20 protein-coding genes and 2 pseudogenes are annotated in these 26,053 nt (G+C 64.5%); 15 read left to right on the plus strand and 7 right to left on the minus strand.

All coding sequences use genetic code 11. The features are described 5' to 3' along the window. The first annotated feature begins 192 nt into the window (after positions 1-192). The 3 genes from ACVJ19_RS26515 to ACVJ19_RS26525 are packed head-to-tail and all read left to right on the plus strand — an operon-like array spanning position 193 to position 2,860. Entirely contained in the window at positions 193-1,620 is a 1,428-nt protein-coding gene (locus ACVJ19_RS26515) for a TadE/TadG family type IV pilus assembly protein (RefSeq protein WP_453952050.1), read from the plus strand. A gap of 11 nt (positions 1,621-1,631) precedes the next feature. Then, a complete protein-coding gene (locus tag ACVJ19_RS26520; protein ID WP_453952052.1) occupies positions 1,632-2,192 on the plus strand; it encodes a TadE/TadG family type IV pilus assembly protein in 561 nt (186 codons plus the stop codon). After that, on the plus strand, positions 2,192-2,860 hold the full coding sequence (locus tag ACVJ19_RS26525; RefSeq protein ID WP_453952053.1) for a TadE/TadG family type IV pilus assembly protein: 669 nt from the start codon (positions 2,192-2,194) through the stop codon (positions 2,858-2,860). Before ACVJ19_RS26520 ends, ACVJ19_RS26525 begins: the two co-directional genes overlap by 1 nt. Positions 2,861-2,892: 32 nt before the next feature. On the opposite strand, the gene ACVJ19_RS26530 is transcribed toward ACVJ19_RS26525, so the two are convergent. Continuing rightward, positions 2,893-3,867 carry a LysR family transcriptional regulator gene (locus tag ACVJ19_RS26530; RefSeq protein ID WP_453952055.1) on the minus strand — a complete coding sequence of 325 codons (975 nt, stop codon included), beginning with the start codon at positions 3,865-3,867 and terminating at the stop codon, positions 2,893-2,895. Positions 3,868-3,991: 124 nt separating this feature from the next. Here ACVJ19_RS26530 and ACVJ19_RS26535 point away from each other — a divergent pair, with 124 nt between their 5' ends. From ACVJ19_RS26535 to leuD, 5 genes are read left to right on the plus strand one after another with little or no spacing between them, the layout of a single operon-like run. Further along, positions 3,992-4,951, plus strand: coding sequence for a hydroxymethylglutaryl-CoA lyase (locus ACVJ19_RS26535; RefSeq protein WP_453952056.1), 960 nt, complete (start codon positions 3,992-3,994; stop codon positions 4,949-4,951). Next, positions 4,948-6,162 (plus strand): CaiB/BaiF CoA transferase family protein, encoded by a 1,215-nt coding sequence (locus ACVJ19_RS26540; protein ID WP_453952058.1) that lies wholly within the window; start codon positions 4,948-4,950, stop codon positions 6,160-6,162. The genes ACVJ19_RS26535 and ACVJ19_RS26540 overlap by 4 nt, the downstream gene beginning before the upstream one ends. Positions 6,163-6,208: 46 nt before the next feature. Then, positions 6,209-7,207: a Bug family tripartite tricarboxylate transporter substrate binding protein gene (locus tag ACVJ19_RS26545; protein WP_453952059.1), complete on the plus strand. Its 999-nt coding sequence runs from the start codon at positions 6,209-6,211 to the stop codon at positions 7,205-7,207. 4 nt (positions 7,208-7,211) lie between these two features. Beyond that, positions 7,212-8,621, plus strand: a complete 1,410-nt coding sequence (gene leuC / locus ACVJ19_RS26550) for a 3-isopropylmalate dehydratase large subunit (RefSeq protein WP_453952061.1) — start codon at positions 7,212-7,214, stop codon at positions 8,619-8,621. Next, positions 8,618-9,241, plus strand: a complete 624-nt coding sequence (gene leuD, locus ACVJ19_RS26555) for a 3-isopropylmalate dehydratase small subunit (RefSeq protein WP_453952062.1) — start codon at positions 8,618-8,620, stop codon at positions 9,239-9,241. Before leuC ends, leuD begins: the two co-directional genes overlap by 4 nt. A 171-nt stretch (positions 9,242-9,412) precedes the next feature. On the opposite strand, the gene ACVJ19_RS26560 is transcribed toward leuD, so the two are convergent. Both ACVJ19_RS26560 and ACVJ19_RS26565 read right to left on the minus strand, forming a co-directional pair. Continuing rightward, complete coding sequence (locus ACVJ19_RS26560; RefSeq protein WP_453952065.1) at positions 9,413-11,884, minus strand: hypothetical protein; 2,472 nt, start codon at positions 11,882-11,884, stop codon at positions 9,413-9,415. A gap of 415 nt (positions 11,885-12,299) precedes the next feature. After that, positions 12,300-13,475 carry a patatin-like phospholipase family protein gene (locus tag ACVJ19_RS26565; RefSeq protein ID WP_453952066.1) on the minus strand — a complete coding sequence of 392 codons (1,176 nt, stop codon included), beginning with the start codon at positions 13,473-13,475 and terminating at the stop codon, positions 12,300-12,302. Positions 13,476-13,763: 288 nt separating this feature from the next. On the opposite strand from ACVJ19_RS26565, the gene ACVJ19_RS26570 reads away from it, so the two are divergent. From ACVJ19_RS26570 to ACVJ19_RS26580, 3 genes and pseudogenes are all read left to right on the plus strand, one after another. Beyond that, the gene (locus ACVJ19_RS26570) at positions 13,764-14,546 is read left to right on the plus strand and encodes an acetoacetate decarboxylase (protein ID WP_453952068.1); all 783 of its coding nucleotides are present in this window, start codon (positions 13,764-13,766) and stop codon (positions 14,544-14,546) included. A gap of 111 nt (positions 14,547-14,657) precedes the next feature. Then, a complete protein-coding gene (locus ACVJ19_RS26575) occupies positions 14,658-15,674 on the plus strand; it encodes a transporter (RefSeq protein ID WP_453952070.1) in 1,017 nt (338 codons plus the stop codon). Positions 15,675-15,683: 9 nt separating this feature from the next. Further along, positions 15,684-16,992: pseudogene (locus tag ACVJ19_RS26580) on the plus strand (carbohydrate porin). A 2-nt stretch (positions 16,993-16,994) separates the two neighbouring features. On the opposite strand, the gene ACVJ19_RS26585 reads toward ACVJ19_RS26580, so the two are convergent. After that, entirely contained in the window at positions 16,995-18,284 is a 1,290-nt protein-coding gene (locus ACVJ19_RS26585; protein ID WP_453952072.1) for an MFS transporter, read from the minus strand. A gap of 110 nt (positions 18,285-18,394) precedes the next feature. After that, positions 18,395-19,591 (minus strand): acetyl-CoA C-acyltransferase, encoded by a 1,197-nt coding sequence (locus tag ACVJ19_RS26590; RefSeq protein WP_453952074.1) that lies wholly within the window; start codon positions 19,589-19,591, stop codon positions 18,395-18,397. 325 nt (positions 19,592-19,916) lie between these two features. Between ACVJ19_RS26590 and ACVJ19_RS26595 the strand changes: the two are divergent. Continuing rightward, positions 19,917-20,831 (plus strand): annotated as a pseudogene (locus ACVJ19_RS26595) (transposase); the annotation flags it as partial. Positions 20,832-21,272: 441 nt separating this feature from the next. Here ACVJ19_RS26595 and ACVJ19_RS26600 read toward each other — a convergent pair. Continuing rightward, a complete protein-coding gene (locus tag ACVJ19_RS26600) occupies positions 21,273-22,043 on the minus strand; it encodes an enoyl-CoA hydratase (RefSeq protein ID WP_453955215.1) in 771 nt (256 codons plus the stop codon). Positions 22,044-22,197: 154 nt separating this feature from the next. On the opposite strand from ACVJ19_RS26600, the gene ACVJ19_RS26605 reads away from it, so the two are divergent. Together ACVJ19_RS26605 and ACVJ19_RS26610 are read left to right on the plus strand one after the other, a co-directional pair. Continuing rightward, positions 22,198-22,725 carry a PaaI family thioesterase gene (locus tag ACVJ19_RS26605; RefSeq protein ID WP_453952076.1) on the plus strand — a complete coding sequence of 176 codons (528 nt, stop codon included), beginning with the start codon at positions 22,198-22,200 and terminating at the stop codon, positions 22,723-22,725. A gap of 70 nt (positions 22,726-22,795) precedes the next feature. Continuing rightward, entirely contained in the window at positions 22,796-23,416 is a 621-nt protein-coding gene (locus tag ACVJ19_RS26610; RefSeq protein WP_453952077.1) for a TetR/AcrR family transcriptional regulator, read from the plus strand. A gap of 111 nt (positions 23,417-23,527) precedes the next feature. On the opposite strand, the gene ACVJ19_RS26615 is transcribed toward ACVJ19_RS26610, so the two are convergent. Further along, positions 23,528-24,436 carry a LysR family transcriptional regulator gene (locus ACVJ19_RS26615; protein ID WP_453952079.1) on the minus strand — a complete coding sequence of 303 codons (909 nt, stop codon included), beginning with the start codon at positions 24,434-24,436 and terminating at the stop codon, positions 23,528-23,530. 103 nt (positions 24,437-24,539) lie between these two features. Between ACVJ19_RS26615 and ACVJ19_RS26620 the strand changes: the two genes are divergently transcribed. Next, positions 24,540-26,036 carry a CoA-acylating methylmalonate-semialdehyde dehydrogenase gene (locus ACVJ19_RS26620; protein WP_453952081.1) on the plus strand — a complete coding sequence of 499 codons (1,497 nt, stop codon included), beginning with the start codon at positions 24,540-24,542 and terminating at the stop codon, positions 26,034-26,036. The last annotated feature ends 17 nt before the right edge of the window (positions 26,037-26,053 follow it).

Raw genomic sequence — 26,053 nt, forward strand, 5'->3', positions numbered from 1 at the left:
ATGATGCCCACTCAATAAGACACGTCTCAATTTGTTGCGGTCCATGTTTATGGATTGCCCGTAAGCGTTGATTAAGAAGCCCATCCCCATAGTTCCACACGTGATGAGGTGGAATACCCCTTCAATCCGCTCTGATCACACCCGTTTTGGGACGTGTCGCTGCCGCAACCACGGCAATCAGGGTTAAGGGCAATGCTCCGCCGCGCAATGCTTCGTTTCGCGAGAGACCGAAAGGCTAACGTGGCCATCATCTTCGCCTTGATGATGGTTCCCACCATCTTTCTGCTGGGCATGGCGCTCGACTATACGTTGGCATTGCGCAAGCGGGAGCAATTGAACGCGGCCGCCGACGCCGCCGCAATCGCCGCCGTCAGGCCGGCGATGCTGACGCAGACCGACACCTCCGTGGTCAGGGCGACCGCGGAAGCCGTGTTCGCAGCCAAGGCGAACCTCGCCGGCCTGGCGTCGGTCCCGACGCCGACGGTCACCATCACCGACACCGGCCTCGCGCGCAGCATCACGGTCTCCTACACCGCGCAGTCCGTCAACAATTTCCCCGGCGTTCTCGGCCAGCAGACCTGGCAGATCGGCGGCACCTCGACGGCGAAGGCGTCCAGCGCCCCGAACATGAACTTCTACCTGTTGCTGGACGACTCGCCATCGATGGCGATTGCGGCGACCCAGGCCGACATCAACAACATGATCGCGGCCACGAAGAACCAGCCCACCTACGCGAGAAATTGCGCGTTCGCCTGCCATGAGGCGCATCCCAACAACGCAAATCCCAGCTCGACGAACAAGGACAATCTCACCGTCGCGCGCGCGAACAACGTCAAGCTGCGCATCGATCTCGTGACGAACGCCGTTACGCAACTGATGGTCGGACCCTGGACGTGCCCGCAGTCGGGCGTTTCGGGTGGCGTCATGCAGTGCATGTCGGCGATCAACAACACCACCTACAATGCCGCCATCTACACCTTCGACTACGGCCTGAACACGATCCAGACGCTGACCACGCCGACTACCGCCGGCACGAAGATCCCCAATATTCAGCTCCTGACGGTCGACCATCAGAACTGCCCCGTTCTCAACAGTAGCGGCAACTGCATCTACACCACCGACTACGGTACGGATATCTCGGGCGGCCTCACGGGCGTCAACAACGTGATGCCTGCGCCGGGCACCGGCACCAACCAGGCGGGCGATACGCCGCAGGAGGTGGTCTTCCTCGTCACCGACGGCGTCGAGGACAAGCTGATCCCGAAGTCGGGAGGCACCTGCGACCCCAATGCCACCTATGCGCTTCCGGCAGCCAACTCGACGACTTTGCGATGCCAGCAGCCGCTCGATACCGCGATCTGCACGACGATCAAGAATCGCGGCATTCGCATCGCGGTGCTCTACACCGAGTATCTGCCACTGCCGACCGAAAACTGGTACAACACCCGCATCGCGCAGTTCAACAGTCCGTCCTCGTCGACCGGCACGATCGCGACACGGCTGCAATCGTGCGCATCGCCCGGCCTGTATGCGAGTGTGCAGACAGGTGGCGACATTTCCGCGGCGCTGACCAACCTCTTCATCAAGGTTGCGTCCAGCACGGCCAGCCTCGTACAGTAGAGAAAAGCACCATGACGGGGCCGGGTGTTGCAACAACGACGAGACGCCGCAATCGCTGCGCTGCTTTCGCGCGGGACAGCAGGGGCGCCACGGCCGTCGAATTCGCGCTCGTGGCCGCGCCGTTCCTCGCCCTCATCATCGCGCTGATTCAGACGTTCCTCGTCTTCTTTGCCCAACAGCTGCTCGAGAACATCACGCGTCAATCCGCGCGCCTGGTCATGACCGGGCAGGTGCAGTCTGCGCAGATGACCCAGGCCGCCTTCAAGCAGAAGGTCTGCGATCAGATCTCGATCCTGTTCACCTGCAGTGGTCTGATGGTTGACCTGCAGGTGGCCAATTCGTGGTCCGCCGCCAACACGGGCATGCCGACCTTGACCTTCGACGGTTCCGGGGCCGTCACGAACACCTGGCAATACAATCCGGGAGATGCCGGTGACATCGTCATTCTCAGGGTGATGTATGTCTGGCCCGTCATGCTCGGGCCGCTCGGTTTCAACCTCTCGAACCTTTCGACCGGCAACCGGCTGCTCACGTCGTCGGCCGCGTTCCAGAACGAGCCAGGAGCCTCCTGATGATCGCCGCCTTGTCGTCTCGCGCTCGGCGCCTGCTAGCCGATGTCCGCGCTGTTGCAGCGACGGAGTTCGCCATCGTGGCGCCGTTCATGCTGGTGCTCTACATCGGCGGCGTCGAGCTCGGGAACGGGCTGGCGATGAACGTCAAGGTCACCGCCACCGCGCACAGTGTCGTCGACATGGTCACGCAGAACACGTCAATCAGCACGGCGCGCATGCAAGCCATTCTCGGCTCGGCGCAGGCAATCATGGCGCCTTATCCCGTCAAGGATTCCAGCGGCGCTTCGCTCATTACGATCACGGTGTCCGAAGTCTCTACCGACGGCAGTGGAAACGCGACTGTCCAATGGAGCGAGTCGACTGCCGGTTCGACGGCGGCGAGAAAGAAGGGTGACCCGATGACGTTGTCCTCGTTCACCGCGCCTGATCCGAAGAATCCCAGCAATGCGAACATCTCGCTCATTCTCAGCGAGGTTACCTATGATTACAAGACGAACCTCGGCTACACCATCACCGGCACCGTGAAGCTGAGCGACAGCTATTACCTGTTCCCGCGCTGCTCGACGAACAGCCCGGCCGTGTCGAGCTTTCCGTACTACGACGTGAAGTATTCGTCGTCGTCGACGACCTGCACATGCATCCAGCATCTGCAGCAGAAGAGCTGCTAAGGCGTCATTCGGAAAAGCGCGCAGCGGTTTTCTCATCGCGCCTTGGCCGCGCCGGAGCCGGGGCGTCTGCGCTGCCGTTCGCTCCTTTTCGCAGGCCATCGTCGTTCGTTCACGGCCGCACGGACGACCTCCGTCACGGTCCTGCGGACCTCGAGGAAGGCCTTGGTTTGTGGCCGGTCCGCGAGTGCGACCAGGGCGAGGGAACGCGACAGCGGCGGATCGACGATGCGGCGGGCGTGATATTTCTCAGCCGCGATGTCTGCAAGGACCGTGGCGCGGGAGAGGATTGCACATCCGAGCCCGGCTTCGAGCGCCATGCGCAGCGCCGACAGGGAATCGACCTCGAGCGTTGGGCTCGGGACGATCTGGTTGCGCAGGACCTGAGTCTGGATGATGGCGCGGGAGGCCGGTAGCGGCGTCAGCCCGAGCACGCTCTTCTGCGGAATGGCGGAGAAGGGAATCGGGCCGGAGGACCGGCCGATCAGGCCCGGATGTCCGACCAGGAAGAGATCTTCCTCGTGCAGCCACTCCACATCCAGCCGGGCATCCCGCGGCGGATTGTACGCCAGCGCGAGATCGACCGTGCCCGAGAGGACGCGCTCGATCAGTGCCGGTGACAGCGATTCGATGATTGTCAGGTGCACGCCGGGAGAGTGCGTACGGACCGCCTTCATGAGATCGAGCGCGACCATCGCGATCGCGGTGTGGCTGAGGCCGAGGCTCACCGGTCCCGTTGCCGCCTCGTTATAGGTCCGCACGTCCTCCTCGGCCTTGCCCAGGCTCGCAAGCACCGCGCTGCCATGTTCGTAGAGCCGGCGGCCGGCCGCGGTCAGGGCGATGCCGCGTGGCCGCCGTTCCAGCAGCTTCACGCCGAGATCGGCTTCGAGGGCCGCAACGTGATGGCTGAGTGCGGACTGCGCGATGTTGAGGGTCTCGGCGGCCCGTGACAGCACGCCGGCGTCGGCGATCGCGATGAAGTATCTGATCTGCCGTAACCCGAGCGCCATCGCATTGCTCCCGATCGATCTAATAATCAGATCATGACGATCTTCATATTATATTTGTCAGATGTCTTGGCGCCCGGCAAGCTCCGGCCGAACCAATAAGAACAGCTCCGGGGAGTGTCGCGGCATGGACCTGCCGAACAGGATCGTCATCACCGAGGAGGGGCCGCGCGAAGGCTTTCAGATCGAGCCGGGGCCGATCGCGACCGCGGACAAGATCGCCTTGATCGACGCCCTCTCGGCGACCGGTCTCTCGCGCATTCAGGTTGCGTCCTTCGTCAATCCCAAGCATGTGCCGGGCTGGGCCGACGCTGAGCAGGTCGTTGCGGGATTCAGTCCCCGCGCAGATGTCGCGTACACGGCGCTGTGGCTCAACGACAGCGGATTGCAACGCGCCTCGGCTTTCAAGGGCAAGCTCACCCTCGCCGGATTCATCTCGCTGAGCGCCTCCGAGCCGTTCGCGCTTCGCAATCTCAACCGCGATCGTGCCGGGCAGGTCGAGGCGATGCGAAACTATGTGCGCGCGCACCGCCAGGCGGACGTGCCGATTGCCAAGATCATCGTCATGGCCGCGTTCGGCTGCAACTTTGGTGGCGACGTGTCGGCGGCAAAGGTGGTCGAAACCGTGTCGGACGGGCTCACGATCGCGCGCGAAGCCGGCATCGAGGTGCGCGAGGTGTCGCTCGCCGATTCCATGGGCTGGGCCACACCGCGGCGGGTCGCCGCGGCCGTTGGCGCCGTTCGCGACCGCTGGGCCGATCTGCGGATCGCGCTGCATCTGCACGATACCCGCGGCCAGGGCATCGCCTGCGCCTATGAGGGGTTGCGACTTGGCGTCACCGCGTTCGATGCCGCGGTGGCAGGGCTCGGCGGTTGTCCGTTCGCGGGACAGCCGGGTGCGCCCGGCAACATCGCCACCGAGGAGCTGGCGCTGCTGTGCGAGGAAATGGGCATCGCAACCGGCCTCGACATCGAGGCGCTGATCGAGGCCGGACGGCTTGCCGAGCGGATCGTCGGACACCGCCTGCCAAGCGCCGCGCTGCGATCGGGCACGCTCGCCGCCATGCGGCGGAGGGCCGGGGCATGACCTCCGCGAAGCCGCTCGCCGGACTGAAGGTGCTCGATTTCGGCCATACCATCATGGGTCCGTGCGCGGGCGTTCTGTTCGCCGATCTCGGCGCGGACGTCGTGAAGATCGAGCCCGCCGACGGCGACCCGACCCGCCGGCTGCCGGGCTTCGCAGCCGGATTCTTCGCGACCTACAACCGCAACAAGCGCTCCATCGCGATCGACCTGAAGCGGCCGGAGGGGCAGGCGATCGTGCACCGGCTGGTGAAGGATGCCGATGTCGTGCTGGAGAATTTCGGACCCGGGACGATCGAGCGGCTGAAATGCAGCTGGGACGATCTGCGCAAGATCAACCCGCGGCTCGTGTACCTGTCGATGAAGGGTTTTCTGAAAGGCCCCTACGAGAACCGGGGCGCACTCGACGAGGTCGTGCAGATGCAGTCCGGCCTTGCCTACATGACGGGGCCGCCCGGCCGGCCGCTGCGCGCAGGCGCGCCCGTGATCGACATCCTCGGCGGCGTGTTCGGCGTCGTGGCGGCACTGTCGGCGCTGCGCGAACGCGACATCACCGGCGTGGGACAGAAGGTCTCGAGCTCGCTGTTCGAGAGCGCGACCTTCATGCTCGGCGCGCTCGTCGTCGGCAGTGCCGTGATCGGCGGACCAATGCCGCCAATGCCGGCCCGAAAGAATGCCTGGGGCGTGTACGACGTCTTCACGGCATCGGATGGCGGCCAGGTCTTCATCGGATGCACCTCCGACGGGCACTGGCAGCGCTTCTGCGACGCGTTCGGCTTCGACGACTGGCGCGACGATCCGAGGCTCATCGGCAACGCCAATCGATGCGAGGCGCGCGACTGGATGCTTCCTGAGCTGGAGCGACGGATCACGCAACTGCCGCTCGAGGAGATTCTCGCCAAATGCGAAACTGCACGCGTGGCGTATTCGCGGGTGGGGCGGCCGGATGAACTGTCGCTCGATCCGCATCTGCTGGCCAATGGCGGACTGCTTGCAACGGCCATCGCCGGCTTTGGCGGCGGACCGCTGGTCGGAATTCCGGCGCTGCCCGTCGAGTTCGGCGACGCGCGCGACCGGCCGGGCCTTGAACGCCAGCCGCCTCGCATTGGCGAACACACCGACGACATCCTCGGCACGGCCGGATATTCGGCGCGCGAGATCGCCGATCTCCGCGCTACCGGCATATTGAGCGCGTCCGCGAACGTGCCTGCATAAAATAAGAGAGTGGCCGAGCCACCATGCTGCAACAGGGAGGAAAGGGATGATGATGTCCCGCATGCTGCTTCGTTGGAAAGCGCGTATTCCGGCAGCCGCGATCGCGCTGCTTGGGCTGGTTGCGATGGTGGAGCCTGCAAGGGCGCAAGCCTATCCCGCGCGAACGATCACGATCCTGGTCGGCTATTCCGCGGGAGGCCAGGCCGACGCGCTTGCGCGCATCATCGGCAAGCAACTCGGCGACACCTTCAAGATCTCCGTCGTGATCGAGAACAAGACCGGCGCCAACGGCATGATCGCTGCGCAGGCGGCGGCGCGGGCGGAGCCGGACGGATACACGGTGCTGATGGTGACGGACGCGATGCTCACCATCGATCCGCACCTTGCCTCCAGCAACCATTTCGATCTTTCCAAGGCGATGGAGCCCGTCGTCAGTGTCGCCTGGTCGCCCCTGTTGCTGGCCGCGGCCAAGGACTTGCCGGCCAATTCTGTTGCCGAGCTTGTGGCTTTCGGCAAGCAGAAGCCGCAGGCGCTGAGCTTTGGCAGCGCCGGCGCTTCGACGCCGCATCGCCTCGCCGGCGAGATGCTGCAGAAGTCCGGCGGATTCACCATGACCCACATTCCCTACAAGGGAACGGCGGCGTCGGTGAGCGACCTTCTTGCGGGGCAGATACCGCTGATCTTCGGCGCACCCACGGCCGTGGAGCCGCTGGCAACGGCAGGTCAGATCAAGCTGCTCGGCGTCACGTCCGAGCAGCGCTACCCGTTGCTGCCGGGCGTGCCGGCCATCAGCGAGACGTATCCCGGCTTCAAGATCATCAGCTATATCGGACTGATGCTGCCGAAGCAGACGCCACCGCCGGTGATCGCGGCCCTCAACAAGGAGATCAACGCGATCCTCGCAACGGAGACGATGCGCACATGGCTCGACAAGCAGGGCATGGTCGCAACGGGCGGCAGCCAGGACGACTTCAGGCGCCAGATCGACATCGACTACAAGGCACGGGGCGAGCTTGTCCGCGCGCTTGGCATCACAGGCGAGTAGGGGCATGCCGCGGACGCTGTTCGAGAAGATCTGGCAATCCCATACGGCCAGGACGTACGGAACGCGGGACCTGCTGTCGCTGGATCGCGTCTTTCTCCACGACATGACCTCGCTGCCCGCCTTCGAGACGCTGCGCGAGCGCAACCTCGCGGTGGCCGATGTCGCGCGCACCCTGGCGGTGATCGATCACACCGTCGCGACCGCGCCGGGCCGGACGGAAGAGACCTATCCCGTGATGGCGCCGACGGTGCGCGCGTTCCGGCGGGAGGTTACCGAACGCGGCATTCCCCTGATCGGGCTTGGCGATCCCGCGCAGGGCATCGTCCACGTCGTCGCCGCGGAGCAGGGCGCCGTGCTTCCGGGAATGACGGCGGTCTGTGGCGACAGCCACACCTGCACCAACGGCGCGCTGGGGGCGATCGCCTTCGGCATCGGCAGCACGGAGATCGCGCACGCGCTCGCCTATCAGGCGCTCTGGCTGCCGCGGCCGAAATCGCTGCGCGTGACCGTCAACGGTGTTCTCGATCCCTGGGTCAGCGGGAAGGACATTGCGCTGGCGATCATCTCGCGTTTTTCGACGGATGGCGGCACCGGCTGCGCCGTCGAATATGCTGGCAGCGCCATCCGGGCCCTTTCGGTCGAGGAGCGGATGACGCTGTGCAATCTCTCCATCGAATTCGGCGCCCGGATCGGGCTGGTCGCACCTGACGATGCTGTCTTCTCCTATCTCGAAGGACGTCCGCGAACGCCAAAGGGGGCCGCGTTCGACGCGGCAGTTTCCGCCTGGCGCGATCTTGCGAGCGATGACGAGGTGCACTTCGACAAGGAGTACGCCATCGACGCGCGTTCGATCGCACCCATGGTGAGCTGGGGCACCAGCCCGGAAGATGCGATCCCCGTCGATGGCGCCGTCCCTGATCCCGGGACAGCGAGGGACCGGTCGCAGCGATCCCGATGGGAGCGGGCGCTCATCTACGCCAACCTCGAGGCGGGCAAACCCATCCTGGGGACACCGATCGACGTCGCCTTCATCGGCTCCTGCACCAATGCCCGGCTTTCCGATCTTCGCGCCGCAGCGCGCATCGTCGATGGACGCAAGGTCGCGCCGGCCGTGCGCGCGCTGGTGGTCCCGGGGTCATCGGGCGTGAAACGACAGGCCGAGGCCGAGGGGCTCGACCGGATCTTCCGCAAGGCAGGCTTCGAATGGCACGAGTCGGCGTGCTCTCTCTGCGCGGCGCTCGGGCCCGATGTCGTCGGCCGCGGCAAGCGGTGCGCCTCCACCTCGAACCGGAACTTCGAGAACCGGCAAGGTCCGGGATCGATCACCCATTTGATGAGCCCGCCGATGGTGGCCGCCGCGGCGGTGAACGGTGCGATCACCGATGTCAGGACCTTGGCAAGGACCTTGGCATGACGGGCAAGCTCACCAGCATTGAAGGCATTGCCGTTCCGCTGCTGTGGGACAATGTCGACACCGACGCCCTTGTCCCTGCGGCGCCGCACAAGCGGATCAATGGCGGCGGCCGGGACCGATTGCGCGAGGTCCTGTTCCACGAATTCCGCTTCGACGCTGCGGGGCACCTCAAGCCGGATTTCGTGCTGAACGACGTGCAATTCGCGGGAGGGCCGATCCTGCTGGCCGGCGAGAATTTCGGCTGCGGCTCCTCGCGCGAAGTCGCCGTATGGGCTCTCATGGACTACGGCTTCCGCGCGGTCATTGCGAAGAGCTTCGCCGAGATCTTCGAGCAGAACGCCTGCAAGAACCATCTGTTGCCTGCGAGGGTCGATCCCGCGACCCATGCCCGCATCGCGAGCGAGTTGAGCCGCCCCCGGCCGCCGCAAATGTCGATCGACCTCGTCGGCCGTTGCATCGCAATCGACGGTCAGGCCATTGGCTCGTTCAGCGCAGACGAGATGGGCCTGGAGATGATCGTCCAGGGCGTGGACGAATTCGCGCTGACCGCGAGTTGCGTCCCGGACATCACGGCGACGCAGCGTCGCCTGACCGAAGCGTGTCCGTGGCTTGCGGGGTGAGTATGGCTTCCGAATTTCCGACCTCGACGTGCCGTTCGACGCCGGCCGCTTCACGCTGTTCGTGACCTGGCACGCGCGGTTCGAGTCTGATGCCGCCCATGGCTCGCTGCGCGAGCAGCTTCTCGCATGCGCTTCCGACTGTGCGGCGAAGGGCGGCGATGCAGGCCGGACCTACAACTGGTTGCGAAGAAACGCGCTATCCATCAGGACGTAATAAGCCCAGTTCATGATGTCCAGAGCAGCAGCGTTGGAAAGGTACCAACCCAACGGCCCAAAGCGCGCGTTTGCAGAGGCGAGACAGATGAATTGGTTGAGGGCTACACATTTCCGCGCAGCATCATCAGCCTCGGCGGCTTCGGGTAGGCGGTCGATGCACGCCGGATCGAATTTCGTCAATGGGTTCTCTGAAAACGGATCCAGCACCGTCTTCACGATTCCCCGCAGCTCAGTCGAGTTGACAGATCGAACGGCCTCACGGGACCGGGCCGAGCGCGCATTCCAGTACGCTGATAGAGATGAGAGACCGCTGAATGACGGTACGGAATCAGCCGTCGGGACGTCGTGTTTGGGGGAGCGGTGGGGCGCAGGACCATATTTCCAGATTGATCGTACGGGCGTGTATTTTTTTTCGAGCAGGAGATCAGCGAATTTCTCACATCTTGCATCGGGATCCTCGAGCGGGTTTCCGTCGATGCGCAGCGTCCTGAGCTGCTTCGGCATGGGCGCGCTCTTGTGGGCTGATGCGGCGAGCAGAATCTCGCGAAGCGATGCCGCGCCAGAGTTGTCGTAAAATCCTCCATCGACCACACGCATCCCGCCCTTTGGCGTGTGGATCACTCCGGGAGGACTGATGATCGGAAATCGCGCGCTGTTTAGCGCTGCTACGCCGATCTGCATGTTCTTGAATGCGGCGTACGGTTTCCAACCAATATTCGACATCACGACGCGGTTGCCGCTATCCGCATCGGTTGCGGTGAAAATCAGTTTCGGGCGAGCTTTCAGGCCGGCATCAAGTTGCCCGAGATTGATGGTGTATCCTTCCGGCGAGCTCCGGTTCGGGAGCTTTTCCCGGATGGTCCGCAATGCCGAAGCCTGCCAGCTATCGACGAGGGCTTGGCCGCGATGTGCATTCCGGGAGAAGGGCTGCTCGGGCGTGAGCATGGCCGCGAGCGGACCGGCCAGATGGTCCCGAACGAGGGTTCCGTACACCAGATTCGTAAGCGGCAAGGGGACATTGAACCACTTGCCCGGCGGCTGGAGCGGCGCCTGCTTTACGAGAGCCGGGATATCAGCCGTTTTGCATTCGCTCCAAGCCGATGCCTCGCTTTCCTGCGCGCTCACCAGCTCCTGCCGAAGCATGGCCCAGGTTGCGATGCCGAGCGCCCCGCCGGAAACGCCGCTGGCGGCAAAGACGTGCGTTCCAAATCGGCCGCATGTGATGTCATCGGCGAGACTGAGGATCGTCGCTGTAAAAAGCGCTGCGCGCAAGCCGCCCCCGTCCGCATGGATCGCGTAGGCCGACCTCTTCGTGTCGGAGGCCTGCTTGACGGCCGACGTGGCCGCCGGCTGGCTTGCAAGCTTCTCCTGGCCAATCCTTTCGTTCGAGAGTGACCACCAGACCACAGCGATCAGCACCAGCACGATAGCGATGTCCGGACGCCTTCCGGCGAATGTCCATCGCCGCGCGATGTAAATCAAAGCTGCTGCCGATGCGGTTATGAACGCAATGTGGGACAGGGCTGTAGCGAGGCTGCCGATCTGTTGTGGTAGCTGTACCGAGCGAGCATATACGACGAGAGCCAGTACAACCCATAACACGCCAAGCACAAGCCCGGGCCACCCGATCGCCTGCTTTGGCCAGGCGAACCAAGCAACAATCGCGATGACGGCGATTGTGATCCATTCCATCCAGCGCACGAAGAATATCAGGCTCCAGCGCTCGTTCGTGCCTTCCTTGAACATCACCCAGGCATAGAAGGCCGCAGTGGCGATGGCCAAGCTCCATAGCAGAATGGTTTTGCCCTTGAACTGCTTGCCGGCGGCCCAAGGAATGCCGCAACACACCAGGATGACGATCGATACCAGGTATGGCTCACCTTGAGCGCGCGGCAATGTCTGTAACGCGGAGGCGTGCATAATGACTGTCGACAGCACGACGATGAGCCAGGCACAGGGCCTGACCCGCTCGAGTATCTTTTCGTCGTTGCCGGAGTCGGATGGCCGATCCCGGGGGGCTCCGGTGATACGCGTAGCCAGGCCAAGGACTGCGATCAGTAACATTGAGGCGACCCAGAACGCCAGGTATCGCCATACGCCAGCCCATGGCTGTTCGCCGGACAGGACGCCGACCTGCCCGGAATCAATATCGTACATGATGCCAAGCAGAAGGTCTGAGGTCTGATCGAACCCAAGAAACAACAATGCCAGAAGCGCTGTGACGATCGCCGCGATCCAGGCCCTCAAGACAAGCGTATCCCACACGGCCACAAGACCTGCCACTGCCCACTGTGCGACACACACGGCTCGCCCGAGGAGTGAACGGTACTCCGGCAATTTCCTCGCGGTCGACGCATCGCTGCGATCCCCGTCTGGGGTCGGATCGCCAGGGGCGGCGCAGTTTTCTGGGACAGCCGGCTCGGTCATGGATTCGCTATCCTTCCAGCCTCCCGCGCAGCTTGCGGCATGATCCTCGCGCAATCAAGTCGTGCGGCCGGCCTGCTGGCGCCGCGCTCCGGTCTTGGAGCGTTCTCTTGCGTCGCCGATGTTATCTGCCGGTTGCTCTGCCCTCGTCACCCGTCCGGATGATGCTGCTCCGCCGGGGCGATACCGACTGTGTTGCGGCAGCCCTTGCGCCAGGCGCAGGGGAGAAATTTTCGTTACGGCTCACCGACTGCCAGTACGCGTCGGAGAGTTCGGAATAATCGCATTATGCCGGTGTTTTGCCCGACGGGTCAAATGACTTGGCGGATGCGCTAAGTCATTGATCCGCCACGCCCGGCTACTGTGCATGGGGTTGTTTTCGCGCTTTTTATTTTAGAAGCGCTCCGCGAGGCAGGCGCTACGCGCTCTCCGTCTCCCGGTGGACGTCGTGCACCACGAGGCCCATGCCTTCGTCCGGCATCTTGATCCAGTCGCGGCGCTTCAGCGTGCGCTTGGTGTCCTCGTAGCCGCTCGTCCAGTGCTCGCGCATCGAGGTGCCCGAGAACTCGTGGTCCTTGGCATCGCCCTCATAGGCCTTCTGCTGGTAGATCAGGTGCAGGATCGCGATCTCCGGCATGTTGCGCAGGCTCGCCTTGAGCTGACGCTCCTCGTCGGACAGCTGCTCCTCCGGCAGCTTCGCCAGCGCCTTGTAGAGTAGGACCTTGAGGTTGTGCGTGCGGCGATAGACGTCGGTGTTGTGGCGCGTGCGCGAGGAATACATGATGTCCTTGTGGCGGGCCATCACGTCCTGGATCGAGCGCGGCAGCACGCCCCGCGCGCTGAACAGGTCGACCTGGAACACCAGCGAATTGAGCGCGTCCTCCTGGTCGAGCAGATGCTGCAGCGGCGTATTGGAGACGATGCCGCCGTCCCAGAAATGATCGGTGCCGATCCGCACCATCGGCAGTGCCGGGGGCAGGGCGCCCGATGCCATGATGTGCTCCGGCCCAATCTCGTCATGGGCGTTGTCGAAATAGATGAAGTTGCCCGAGAGCACGTTGACCGCGCCAACGGCGAAGCGGACCTTCTTCTCGTTGATGAGGTCGAAGTCGACGAGCTCGCGCAGGCTCTCGCGCAGCGGTGTCGTGTCGTAGTAGCTGGTCGCGGTGCGGGCACCGACCGGGCTGAACCAGGGATTGACCTGATTGGGCGTGAAGAAGCCGGGCTGGCCGAGCGTTGAGGTCATCCACGCGCTGGTGAGGTTGCGCCACTGGCGGAAGACGTCGCCGTCGGGCGTGTAGTGCCAGATCTTGCGGTTGGTGATGCGCTCCCAGAAGACGCGCAGCGCCTCCAGCCGTTGCTCCGGCCGGTTGCCGGCGATGATCGCGGAGTTGATGGCGCCGATCGAGACGCCGCAGACCCAGTCGGGCTCGATGCCGGCCTCGTGCAGCGCCTGGTAGACGCCGGCCTGGTAGGCGCCGAGGGCGCCGCCGCCCTGCAGCACCAGCGCGACGCGATCGCAGCGCTCGGGGCGCCAGCCCCGCGATGGCGGCTGATGGGTCTGATGTGCCGGATGCGACGTGCGGGCGTCCATGGTGATGCCTCCCTGCCGAGCATGATCCGGAAAAGTGCGCAGCGGTTTTCCGAGAGGATCATGCTCCAAGAATAGAGAGCCAAACGATTGCGTCGCGCGGTGACGGCGTGATGACAATTTCGGCGATGATGCATCGACCGCATGCGCGTCAACCGGAACGGGAATGGCGGCGGTCGCGGGCCTGACGGAAATCCTTCACGGCGCAGTCAACGAGCGGGGCTAGCAATTTGTATCTACGTCTGACGCTGCCGGGCGGACGTCACATAAATCATCACACAGGAGATCAGGATGCGCAGGGAAAACGTGCTGAGACTTCCGTCCATGCCGGCGGCCGGGCCGAGCTATCCGGCCGGGCCCTATCGCTTCGTGAACCGCGAATTCCTCGTCATCACCTACGAGACCGACCCGGACCTGATCCGCGCCGGCCTGCCTGAGCCGCTGGAGCCGATCGAGCAGCCGATCGTGCATTACGAATGGATCAAGATGCCGGACTCCTCCGGCTTCGGCAGCTATACCGAGTCCGGCCTCGTCATTCCCGCGCGCCTCAACGGCGAGGAGGTGAACTTCGTCTCGCAGATGTACCTGGACGACGATCCGCCGATCGCCGCCGGCCGCGAGATCTGGGGCTTCCCCAAGAAGTATGCCCATCCGAAGCTCGAGATCGTCAAGGACACGCTGACCGGCACGCTGGAATATGCCGGCCAGCTCGTCGCCATGGGCACCATGGGCTACAAGCACGAGAGCATGGCCGGTAACGGCGATCTGACCCGCGCCACGCTGTCGAAGACGCAAATCAATCTGAAGATGATCCCGGGCGTCGACGGCCGGCTCGAAGTCTGCCAGCTGGTCGCGATCAACCTCACCGACATCGTGCCGAAGGGCTCCTGGATCGGACCCGGCCGGCTACATCTGGTGCCGCACGTCAATGCGCCGGTTGCGGACTTCCCGGTCCGCCGCTGCCTCGGTGCGCACCACTACATCGCCGACCTGACGCTGCCGTTCGGCCGCGTCGTGCACGACTATGTCAAGGAGGCGGAAGCCGCGGCTGCGACGGGGCTGGCCGCAGAGTAGGGCGTCATCATCAAACTGTAACACTGGCGTAATTGAGTACCCGCGTGGAGCCGGGCGATGCCGTCAGCCATCGTCCGGAGACGGGGCATTTGTTGACGGTTGGGGTTGGCCATGGCTGAGCCGGCGAAGCTTGTCAGCGCGATGTCGAACGCCGACCCCGCCATTCCCGGCCTGGTCTGGGCGTTCCGCCTGCACAGCGACGGCAGCGCCGAGGCGCTGCCGATCGACCAGCCGATCGAGTTCAGCCATGATGGCCGGCTCTGGCTGCATTTCAACCTGACGGACGCGCGCATGCGTCCCTGGATTGCGGCGTCCAGCCTGCCGGCGCTCGCGTGTGATCTGCTGCTCTCGCACGACACCTTCCAGCAGCTCCACGTCATCGATCATTGCGTCTATGGCGTGTTCTCCGATCTCGTCCGCGACATCGACAGCGCGACGGAGGAGACCTCGTTCCTGCGCTTCGCCATGACCGAGCGGCTGCTGGTCAGCGGCCGCCATCAGGCGCTGTGCTCGGCGGACGCGACGCGGCGGGTGCTCGAAGGCGGCTACCGCGTCGACAATGTCGCCCATCTCCTGGAAAAGATTGTCGACGAGGTCGCCGACACGCTCGACCGGATGGTCGACAAGCTCGGGCAGGAGATCGACGACACCGAGGAACGCATTCTCGCCGATGAGGCCAGGCCCGAGATGCGCCGCAACCTCGGCCGCCTGCGCCGGACCTGCGTCCGGCTGCATCGCCAGCTCACAGGCCTGCGCGTGCTGTTTCACCGCCTCGACCAGAAGAACACCGACCATCTCGCACCCGCGCTTCGCATCCATGCCGGCAAGCTGGCGCAGCGGCTCGACGGTCTCGATCACGACATCGTCGAGCTGCGCGAGCGCAGCCGCCTGCTCGAGGAGGAGCTGCGCTTCAAGAACGAGGAGGAGAGCAATCGTCACCTCCACACGCTCTCGATCGTGACCTCGCTGCTGCTGCCGCCGACGCTGGTCACCGGCATCTTCGGCATGAACACCAAGGGCCTGCCGCTCACCGACGTCGAGACCGGATTTCTCTGGGCGGCGGTACTGATGGGCTCCTCGGTCGGCGCGGCCTATCTCTTCATGCGGCGCACGGGCATTTTCAAATAGCGCGCGCCGATCGTGAGTTGGAGTACCCAAAAATCCCTGGCGGCTGCAATCGCGCTGGCCTGCACGACGACAAGCACGAGCGCATTCGCCGGTGCCAAGGACGAGAGCGCGGCGGCGTGGCTGGCGCCAAAATGGTTCAACGAGTGGCACGACGGGCTCGCCAACAAGGGCCTGAACTTCGACGCGACCTATATCGCGGACAACATCGCCAACGTTTCCGGCGGCGTGAAGCGCGGCGCGATCCATTTCGGCCGGCTCGATCTGTCGGTCGATGCCGATCTCGACAAGCTGGTCGGCTGGACCGGCGGCCGCTTCTACGCCAGTGCCTTCGTGATCTACGGTCAGGGGCTCTCCCGCAACTACCTGATGAATCTCGCGACCATCAGCGAGATCGAGGCGCTGCCCGACCAGCGGCTCTACAACGCCTATTTCGAGCAGAGCTTCTTCAATGACCGCCTGAACATCCGGGCCGGCCAGCAGGCCGCGGACGTCGAGTTCTTCGACAGCCAGACCGACGACCTCTTCGTCAACGGCACCTTCGGCTGGCCCGCGATCAAGGCGAGCAACCTTCCGGCCGGCGGCCCGGCGCCGCCAATCGCGGTGCCCGGCATTCGCATCAAAGCCGCGCTGTCGGACAAGGTCACCTTGTTCGGCGCGGTGTTCAACGGCGATCCCCCAGGGCCGGGCGATCAGGACCCGCAGCTGCGCGACCATCACGGTCTCGCCTTCCGTGTCAACGATCCGCCCTGGCTGATTGGGCAGGTCCGCTTCAACTACGACATCGATGTCGGAGGACGTCCGCTCGCCGGCAATTTCACGCCCGGCGCCTGGAAGCATTACGGCTCGTTCGACAGCCAGCGCTTTACGGCCGAGGGCCAGTCGATCGCCGATCCCGCCGGCACCGGCCTTCCGGCCAGGCTGCGTGGCAATTACGTTCGGCCGCATCGCCTACAGCCCTCCGGATCGCAATTTGATCGATCTTTACCTCGACGGCGGCATCGGCTTCGTCGGCTTCACGCCGGGCCGTCCGCTCGACCGCTTCGGCGTGGCGATGGCCTACATGCGGATATCGAAGACCGCGCGCAATCTGGATATCGATACGAATTTCTATACCGGCGTCCAGGGGCCGGTGCGCAGCAACGAGACGCTTATCGAGATGATCTACGAAGCGCACATCAAGCCGGGCTGGCTGATCGCGCCTTACTTCCAGTATGTGTTCCGCCCCTCGGGCGGCATCCCGAACCCGAACGATCCGACCGGAGTCTCGCGGATCGGTGACGCCGCAGTGTTCGGCGTCACCACCACGATCAGGTACTAGCTTCAGGCCGCCGCGGGCTGGAGCTTCGGCTGCCGCGACAGCGCCAGCACGATCAGCGCGGCGAACACGCAGAGTGCGCCGGCAATGAAGAAGGCCGGCAGATAGCTCTGGTAGACCGTTCGCGAGAAGCCGGCGCCGAATGCCGCGGTGCCTGCGCCGAGCTGATGGCCGGCAAAGATCCAGCCGAACACCAGATTGGCGCGCTCGGGGCCGAATTTTTGCGCGGTGAGGCGCACCGTCGGCGGCACGGTCGCGATCCAGTCGAGGCCGTAGAACATCGCGAAGATCGAGAGCCCGTAGAACGAGAAATCGCTGAAGGGCAGGAAGATCAGCGAGAGCCCGCGCAGGCCGTAGTACCAGAACAGGAGCCAGCGATTGTCGTAGCGGTCCGACAGCCAGCCCGACATGATGGTGCCGAAAAAGTCGAAGATGCCCATCGCGGCGAGCAGGCTTGCGGCCTGCACCTGCGGGATGCCGAAATCGAGGCACATCGGGATCAGGTGCACCTGCACGAGGCCGTTGGTGGAGGCGCCGCAGACGAAGAAGGTCGCAAACAGGATCCAGAACGCGGTCGACTTCGAGGCGTCGCGCAGCGTGCCGAGCGCCACCGCCGTGATCGAGCCGTGGCTGACCGGTGGGGCGGGCAGGGGCTCGGTGCCCTCGTCACCGAATGGGCGCAGGCCGACATCGCTCGGCCGGTCGCGCATCGCGAGCAGGACGGCCAGCGCCGAGACGCCGAGCATGATGCAGACGAAGCCGAGCGCCAGCCGCCAGCCGAAGCGTTCGGTGAGGCTTGCGAGCAGCGGCAGGAACACGAGCTGGCCGGTGGCGACGCTCGCGGTCATGATGCCGACGACGAGGCCGCGGCGCGCCGCGAACCAGCGCGTGGCGATGGTCGCGCCGAGCACCAGCGCGGTCATGCCGGTGCCGATGCCGATCACGACGCCCCACAGCGCGATGAGCTGCCAGATCTCGGTCATGCCGAGCGAGAGCACCAGCGCCGAGACGACGATGAGCTGCGCGGTCAGCGTGACGTTGCGCAGGCCGTAGCGGTTGAGCAGGGCGGCGGCGAATGGCGCCATCAGCCCGAACAGGATGAAGCGGATCGACAGCGCGGAGGAGATCTGCGCCGTGCTCCAGCCGAACTCCTTCTGCAGGGGAACGATGAACACGCCGGGCGCGCCGACCGTGCCGGCGCTGATCAGTGCGGCAAGGAAGGTCACGCCGACCATCACCCAGCCGTAGTGGATGTTGCGGCGGGAAAGCGCTGCCGCGAGCCAGTTCGAGATCATTGGGCCTCAGTGTTGTTGGCGAGCCTCAACGGACCCGCGTCATCGTTGCAATCTGGCACAATTGAGGGAAGTCTGAAATGCCAGACTTCCCTCAATTCCGGACATTGACGCTAGTGCGCCAGTCGCTCCACTGCGATCGCGGTCGCCTCGCCGCCGCCGATGCAGAGCGATGCGATGCCGCGCTTGAGGTTCTGCGCCTCGAGTGCATGCAGCAGCGTCACGATCAGCCGTGCACCAGTGGCGCCGATGGGGTGGCCGAGCGCGCAGGCGCCGCCATTGACGTTCAGCTTGTCGCGGGGAATGCCGAGATCGCGCTGCGCCGCCATCGCCACCACGGCGAAGGCCTCGTTGATCTCGAACAGGTCGACGTCATCGGCGCCCCAGCCGACCTTGTCCAGCAGCTTGCGGATCGCCGGGATCGGCGCCGTGGTGAACCATTGCGGCTCCTGGCTGTGGGTGGCGTGGCCCTTGATCTCGGCGAGAACAGGCAGGCCGCTCCGATCGGCAAGCGAGCGCTTCGTCAGCACCAGTGCGGCAGCGCCGTCAGCATTGGCCGAGGAGGCCGCCGGCGTGATGGTGCCGTTGGCGCGGAACGCCGGCTTCAGCCCGGGGATCTTTGCCGGATCGACCTTCAGCGGATGCTCGTCGATGGCGATGATGCGCGGGCCGGCCTTCTCGGTCAGCGTGATCGGCGCGATCTCGGCCTTGAAGGCGCCGCCCTCGACCGCCTTGCGGGCGCGGCTCAGCGTCTCCATCGCATAGGCGTCCTGGTCCTTGCGGGTGAACTGGTAGGCCTCTGCAGTGGCCTCGCCGAAATCGCCCATCGAGCGGCCGGTCTCGTAGGCGTCTTCCAGGCCGTCCATCATCATGTGGTCGATAATGCGGTCATGGCCGACGCGATAGCCGCCGCGCGCCTTGGCGAGGAGATACGGCGCGTTGCTCATGCTCTCCATGCCGCCGGAGACGACAATCTCGGCCGAACCGGCCCGGATGATGTCGTGCGCCAGCATGGTCGCCTTCATGCCGGAGCCGCAGACCTTGTTGACCGTGGTGGCGCCGGTGGCGTCTGGCAAACCGGCGCTGCGTGCCGCTTGGCGCGCCGGTGCCTGACCTTGTCCGGCCGGCAGCACGCAGCCCATGAAGACCTCGTCGATCTTCTCGGGCGCGAGTTTGGCGCGCTCCAGCGCCGCGCCGATCACGTGCGAGCCGAGCTTATGTGCGGGGAGTGGTGACAATTCGCCCATGAATCGACCGAGCGGCGTGCGGGCGGCGGAGACAATGACGACGGGATCGGCGGCTTCGGCCATGATGAGACTCCCTGGCGATGACGTGTAAGATTATGATCATCATATGATGCGACGCAAAAAATGCAACCGCGCGGGGGATGAGAAAATGTCGTGGTTCGGATGAGATTTGGTCGAGGAGCGCGGAAAGCCTGCCTCAGCGTCGTCCCGGCCTAGTGCGCAGTTGCGCACGGGGGCCGGGACCCATACCCGCCGAACCCAATTGGACGAAGACTGGTAGCTGCGAGCTTCTCGTCCCAACTTCTTCACGGCGTATGGGTCCCGGCCTGCGCCCATGGGCGCAAAAATAGGGTTTGCGCGTTGGATTCGCTTGTGATTCCAAATTGGGATGGCACACGAATCGCTTGTGAACGAGGACTGGGCGCGTGTTGTCGCCCGGCTTGGCGGCGCCGAAGCGCTCAACGTTAGCGCGCGCGAGACGAAGGCGTTTGTCCGCCCGCGGGAGATCAGCAATGCGGTGGATTTGCTGCGCTTGATCCTGGCGTATTGCCTTGGCGAGCGAGGTCTGCGGTTGACGGCGGCATGGGCCACGTCGGTGGGCCTTGTCGATATCTCCAACGTGGCTCTGTTGTATCGGTTGCGTCAGTGCGGAGATTGGCTGGCGAAGTTGATAGGTCAAGCACTGGCGAACGGTGCGCCGAAGGCGAGCTACGGCCGCCTGATCCGCATTGTTGACGCCACGACGGTCCCGAAGGCTGGGACGAGCGGCAGGAACAAGAACGCGGTGTGGCGCATACACAGCGCGTTCGATCTTCCGCAGGAGCGCTTTGGTCACTTCGAGCTGACCGATCAGCGAGCGGGCGAGACGCTGGACCGGATACCGGTGATTGCCGGCGAAATCCGTCTTGGCGACCGCGCTTATCTGCAACCGGAGCGCATGGCACGTCTCGTCGATGCCGGCGCGGACTTCGTGATCCGGTCCGGCTGGAAGAGCGCGCGTTGGGTTGATGCCAAAGGTGGCCTGGTCGATCTGACGGCCGAACTGCGCAAGGCTTCGGCATGTGGCCTGATCGATCGACCGATCTGGATAAAACGCAAGTCTGGCGCACCGCTGCTCGCTCTGCGCCTGGTTGCCGTCAGGAAGCCGGCGCAAGCGGCCGCGGTCGCACGACGCAAGGCGCGCCGAACGGCACAAAAGGGAGGCCACCAGCTCTCCAGGCAAACACTTGACGCCGCAGATTGGGTGATCCTGGTGACCTCGCTCGCACCGGCGGACTTCTCAACGAGCGATGTCCTTGCCCTCTACCGGCTGCGATGGCGTATTGAACTCGGCTTCAAGCGGCTCAAGAGTTTGATTGGCCTGAAGGGCCCTCCCGGAACTGACGAGCGGTCCGCCAGGCCCCACATCCTCGCTCATCTGCTGATCATTCTCCTGCTCGAGCCACTCGTCGACGAACTCGAGGACTCTCCCGCTTGGCCGAGGCCGCCTGACCCGTCCAGGGACCTGGCGTCTGCTCCGCCAACTCGTCGCCTCACTTCGACAAGCAATCATGCCCCAACCCGCGATTGCTTGCCTGCGCAGACTTCGCTCCACGCTCGGACGGCACCTACACGAACCACCAAGACGAAAACGTCGCTATCAAGCAATGCAACTATTTTAGCGCCCATGGGCCTGCGCCGGGACGACACCGAGGGTGGTTCTAAGGAGGGTGCAAACAATAGGCCGCGTTCAGCAGCCTCGGGCCTACCGCTTCCGGTTCACAAACGCGCCCATCAGTCGCGTCGGCTCGTCTGTCAGGAACGACTCGCCGAACACCTTGACGCTGAGGTTCACCGACTCCGTCAGCGGCAGTTCCTCCCATTGCCGCAGCAGCGCCTTTTGCGATCGCAGCGCCTCCGGGCCGCATTCGAGCAATGCCTTCACCAGATGCTCGATCTCCGCATCGAGGCCGCCCGCGGGCGCGACCTTGTCGATCAGTCCCCAGGCCAGCGCGGTAGGTGCGTCGATGTTCTCGGCCGTCATCACCAGCCAGCGCGCGCGGGCCCAGCCGATCAGGCGCGGAAGCAGCGCGGCATGGATCACCGAGGGGATGCCGACGCGGACCTCCGGCATGCCGAAATGGGCGTCGTGCGCGGCGATGCGGAAATCGCAGGCGGCGGCGACCTCGAGCCCGCCGCCCAGGCACCAGCCGGGCATGCGCGCGATCACCGGGGCCGGGAACTGGCGCACGGCCTCGCAGAGATCGCGCAGGCGGCTGATGAAGGCTTCGGCCGATTTTTGGTCGAGCTTTGCCATCTCCTTGATGTCGGCGCCGCCGATCATGCTTTTCTCACTCTGGCCGCGCAGCACCACGACGCGGATGCTGCGGTCGGAGCTGAGCTGCTGCAAACCTTCGCGCACCGCGTCGGTCACGGGCGAGCCCAGAATATTCAGCGGGCCGGCGTTGCAGATCACGACATGAACGACACCGCGCGCATCGCGCGTGATGCCGCAGTGGTTGTTGAGCATTTCCATCATTGAGTCTCGAAGGTTTCGTGGACAGGCGCGAGGCGCGCATGTCGGTGCACTTCCGGGGCGAAACGTCCTGCTTGTCAAGCGGGTGGGGTGGAGAGTTGCCAGGGTGAAGTCCGTGACATAGTATGATGTATATCATACAACGAGGCGCCCCATGACCGACACCGATCAACTCGACCTGTTTTCGCCCGCGCAAAGGCGCGAGCGCGTGGTGGACTGGCAGGTTCCTGCACGGGTCGCGAAAGTGGCCATGGGCCTGTCAGGCATGGACGCCATGCTGGGCATCCGCGATGGCCGCCTGCCGCCGCCGCCGTTTGCAAAACTGATCGGCTTCACCATGGCGGTGGTCGAGCCGGGCCGGATCGTGATGGAACTTGAGCCGCGCGAGGATCTCGAAAATACCATCGGCCTCCTGCACGGCGCGACCGCCGCGGCGCTGATCGATACCGCCATGGGCTGCGCGATCTCGACGCGGCTGGAAGTCGGGCAATCCTCCGTGACCCTCGACCTGAAAATGACCTTCCTGCGCCCGCTGTCGGTGCGTTCCGGGCTGATCTCGGCCGAAGGCAAAATCATCAAGCTGGGGCGCCAGACCAGCTACACCGAGGGTTTCGTCCGCGACGGCAAGGGCGCGCTCGCGGTCCATGCAACTGCAACCTTCTCCATGATCGGCAATGTCTAAACACGAATTAATCCACCGTTCGGTCCATTTCTGTGTTATGAGATGATCTCCGACATGCAATGAGACGTCCATGCGCTATTCCCGGGAACATAAGCAGGAAACCCACGACCGGATCGTGAAGAAGGCCTCGGTGCGGCTGCGCGAAAAGGGCGCCCACGGCATCGGCGTCGCCGACCTCATGAAGGAGGCGGGCCTGACCCATGGCGGCTTCTACGCGCATTTCGATTCCCGCGAGGCGCTGGTGATCGAGGCCTTTGCCTATGCCATGGACCGCTCAATGGAGCATTGGCGCAAGATCACCGGTGAGGCCTCGCCCGAGAAGCGGCTGGCGCTGATCGCCGAGGCCTATCTGTCGGCGCTTCACCGCGACAATCCCGGCCACGGCTGTTCGATCCCTTCGCTCGGCGCCGAGATCGCCCGCGAGAGCCCGAAGACGCGCAAAGCGTTTGCCGGCAAGCTCGACGAGATGATCGAGATGATGACCGACTACATCCCGAACCTGCCGCGCAAGACCGCCCGCAAGCAGGCAATCGCGACCTTGGCGACGATGGCCGGCACCATGCTGCTGGCGCGCATAGCCGGCTCCAGCGAGTTGTCCGACGAGGTGCTGAAGGCGGGCCGGGACGGCGCGCTGGGCGGCGCGAAGCGGGAGCCGGTGAAGGCTGCACCGGCCAAGAAGAAGCAGAACTAGGCGAGATGTCGTAGGGTGGGCAGAGGCGCGGCAGCGCCGTGCCCACGTTCTTTCCATGATTGCAAAGATTTGGTGGGCACGCTTCGCTTTGCCCACCCTACGGGACCGGTGCTACCTTCCCGCAAACAACGCCCGCTCGCGCTCGACAATCTCCGAGATGTAATCCGCCACCGCCCTGATCCGCGCCAGGTCCTTGCTGTCGGCGTGCATCAGCATCCAGAACGTCCGCGTGATCGAGAGGTCGTCCGGCAGCACGGCCATCAGCTGCGGATAGTCGCTCGCCATGAAATGCGGCAGCACCGCGATGCCGAAGCCGGAGAGGGTGGCGTTGAGCTGCGCGATCAGATTGGCGCTGCGAAAGCGCGCGGAGATCCGCGGCGACACCTGCGGCAGATAGTCGAGCTCCGGCGTGAACAAGAGCTCCTCGATGTAACCGACGAAGCGGTGCTGCACCAAATCCTGCCGGGATTCGATTTTCGGGAAGCGGTCGAGATAGCCGGGGGCGGCATAGAGTCCGAGGCGGTAGTCGAGCAGCTTGCGGCCGACGATGCGGCCTTCCTTCGGCATGGTCAGGCTGATCGCGATGTCGGCCTCGCGCTTGGAGAGACTGAACAGCCGCGCGGTAGCCACAAGTTGCAGGTCGAGGTCGGGATACCGGTCCGCGAACGGTGCCAGCCGCGGCGCGAGGAACGCGGTGCCGAAGCCATCAGGGGCGCCGATCCGCACCGTCCCGGTCAGCCGCGCCACCGAGCCGCCGACCTGTTCCTGGTTGGCGACGATGGTCGATTCCATGGCTTCGGCGCTGTCGGCGACGCGCTGGCCGGCCTCGGTGAGGAGATAGCCGGTCTTGCGCCGGTCAAACAGCTTGGCCGAGAGGTGCTTTTCGAGCCGATCGACGCGGCGGATCACCGTGGCGTGGTCGACGCCGAGCTGTTTTGCCGCAGCCGACACCGAGCCGCCCCGCACGATGGCCAGCACGAAGCGAAAGTCGTCCCAATCGATAGCGCCTTGATCCAGCATTTTCGCACATCTATGGTGCATTATCTCAGACTTGAATCCTATAAAATGCAGGTCAATAGGATTTGTCAAAGCGTTCAGGCTCGACTTCCAAGGAGATCATTCCATGCGTTCAATCGGACATTTCATCGGTGGCAAGGAGGTCAAGGGCACCTCGGGCCGCACCGCCGACGTTTTCGAGCCGATGACCGGTGAGGTTCAGGCCAAGGTCGCGCTGGCGTCCAAGGCCGAGGTCCGCGCCGCGGTCGAAAACGCTCGCGCCGCGCAGCCGGAATGGGCTGCGACCAATCCGCAGCGCCGCGCCCGTGTGATGATGAAGTTCGTCGAACTGGTGCAGCGCGATTACGACAAGCTCGCCGAACTGCTGGCGCGCGAGCACGGCAAGACCGTGCCCGACGCCAAGGGCGACATTCAGCGCGGCCTCGAGGTCGCCGAATTCGCCTGCGGCATCCCGCATTTGATGAAGGGCGAATACACCGAAGGCGCCGGCCCCGGCATCGACATCTATTCGATGCGCCAGGCGCTCGGCGTCGTTGCCGGCATCACGCCGTTCAACTTCCCGGCGATGATCCCGATGTGGAAGTTTGCTCCTGCGATTGCCTGCGGCAACGCCTTCATCCTGAAGCCGTCGGAGCGCGATCCCGGCGTGCCGATGCTGCTCGCCGAGCTCATGATGGAGGCGGGCCTGCCGGCCGGCATCCTCAACGTCGTCAACGGCGACAAGGAAGCGGTCGACGCCATCCTCGACGATCCCGACATCAAGGCCATCGGCTTCGTCGGCTCCACGCCGATTGCGCAGTACATCTATGAGCGCGCCGCCCAGACCGGCAAGCGCTGCCAGTGTTTTGGTGGCGCCAAGAACCACGCCATCATCATGCCCGACGCCGACATGGACCAGGCCGTCGACGCGCTGATCGGCGCCGGCTACGGCTCGGCCGGCGAGCGCTGCATGGCCGTGTCCGTCGCTGTGCCCGTCGGCAAGTCCACCGCCGACCGTCTGATGGAAAAGCTGACCCCGCGCGTCGAGTCGCTCAAGATCGGCACCTCGATCGATCCCTCGGCCGATTACGGTCCGCTGGTGACGCGCGAGGCGGTCGAGAAGGTCAAGAGCTACATCGACATCGGCATCAAGGAAGGCGCGACGCTCGCGGTCGACGGCCGTGGCTTCAAGATGCAGGGCTACGAGAACGGCTTCTATCTCGGCGGTTCGCTGTTCGACAACGTCACCAAGGACATGCGGATCTACAAGGAAGAGATCTTTGGCCCGGTGCTCTCGGTCGTGCGCGCGCACGATTACAAGGAAGCGCTGGCGCTGCCGTCCGAGCATGACTACGGCAACGGCGTTGCCATCTTCACCCGCGACGGCGACGCCGCGCGCGACTTCGCGGCCAAGGTGAATGTCGGCATGGTCGGCATCAACGTGCCGATCCCGGTGCCGATCGCCTACTACACCTTCGGCGGCTGGAAGAAGTCGGGCTTCGGCGATCTCAACCAGCACGGTCCGGATTCGGTCCGCTTCTACACCAAGACCAAGACGGTGACCTCGCGCTGGCCGTCCGGTGTCAAGGAAGGTGCGGAGTTCTCGATCCCGCTGATGAAGTAAACCTCTCAGGAGCGAGG

The organism is Bradyrhizobium sp. USDA 376 (assembly GCF_054063675.1).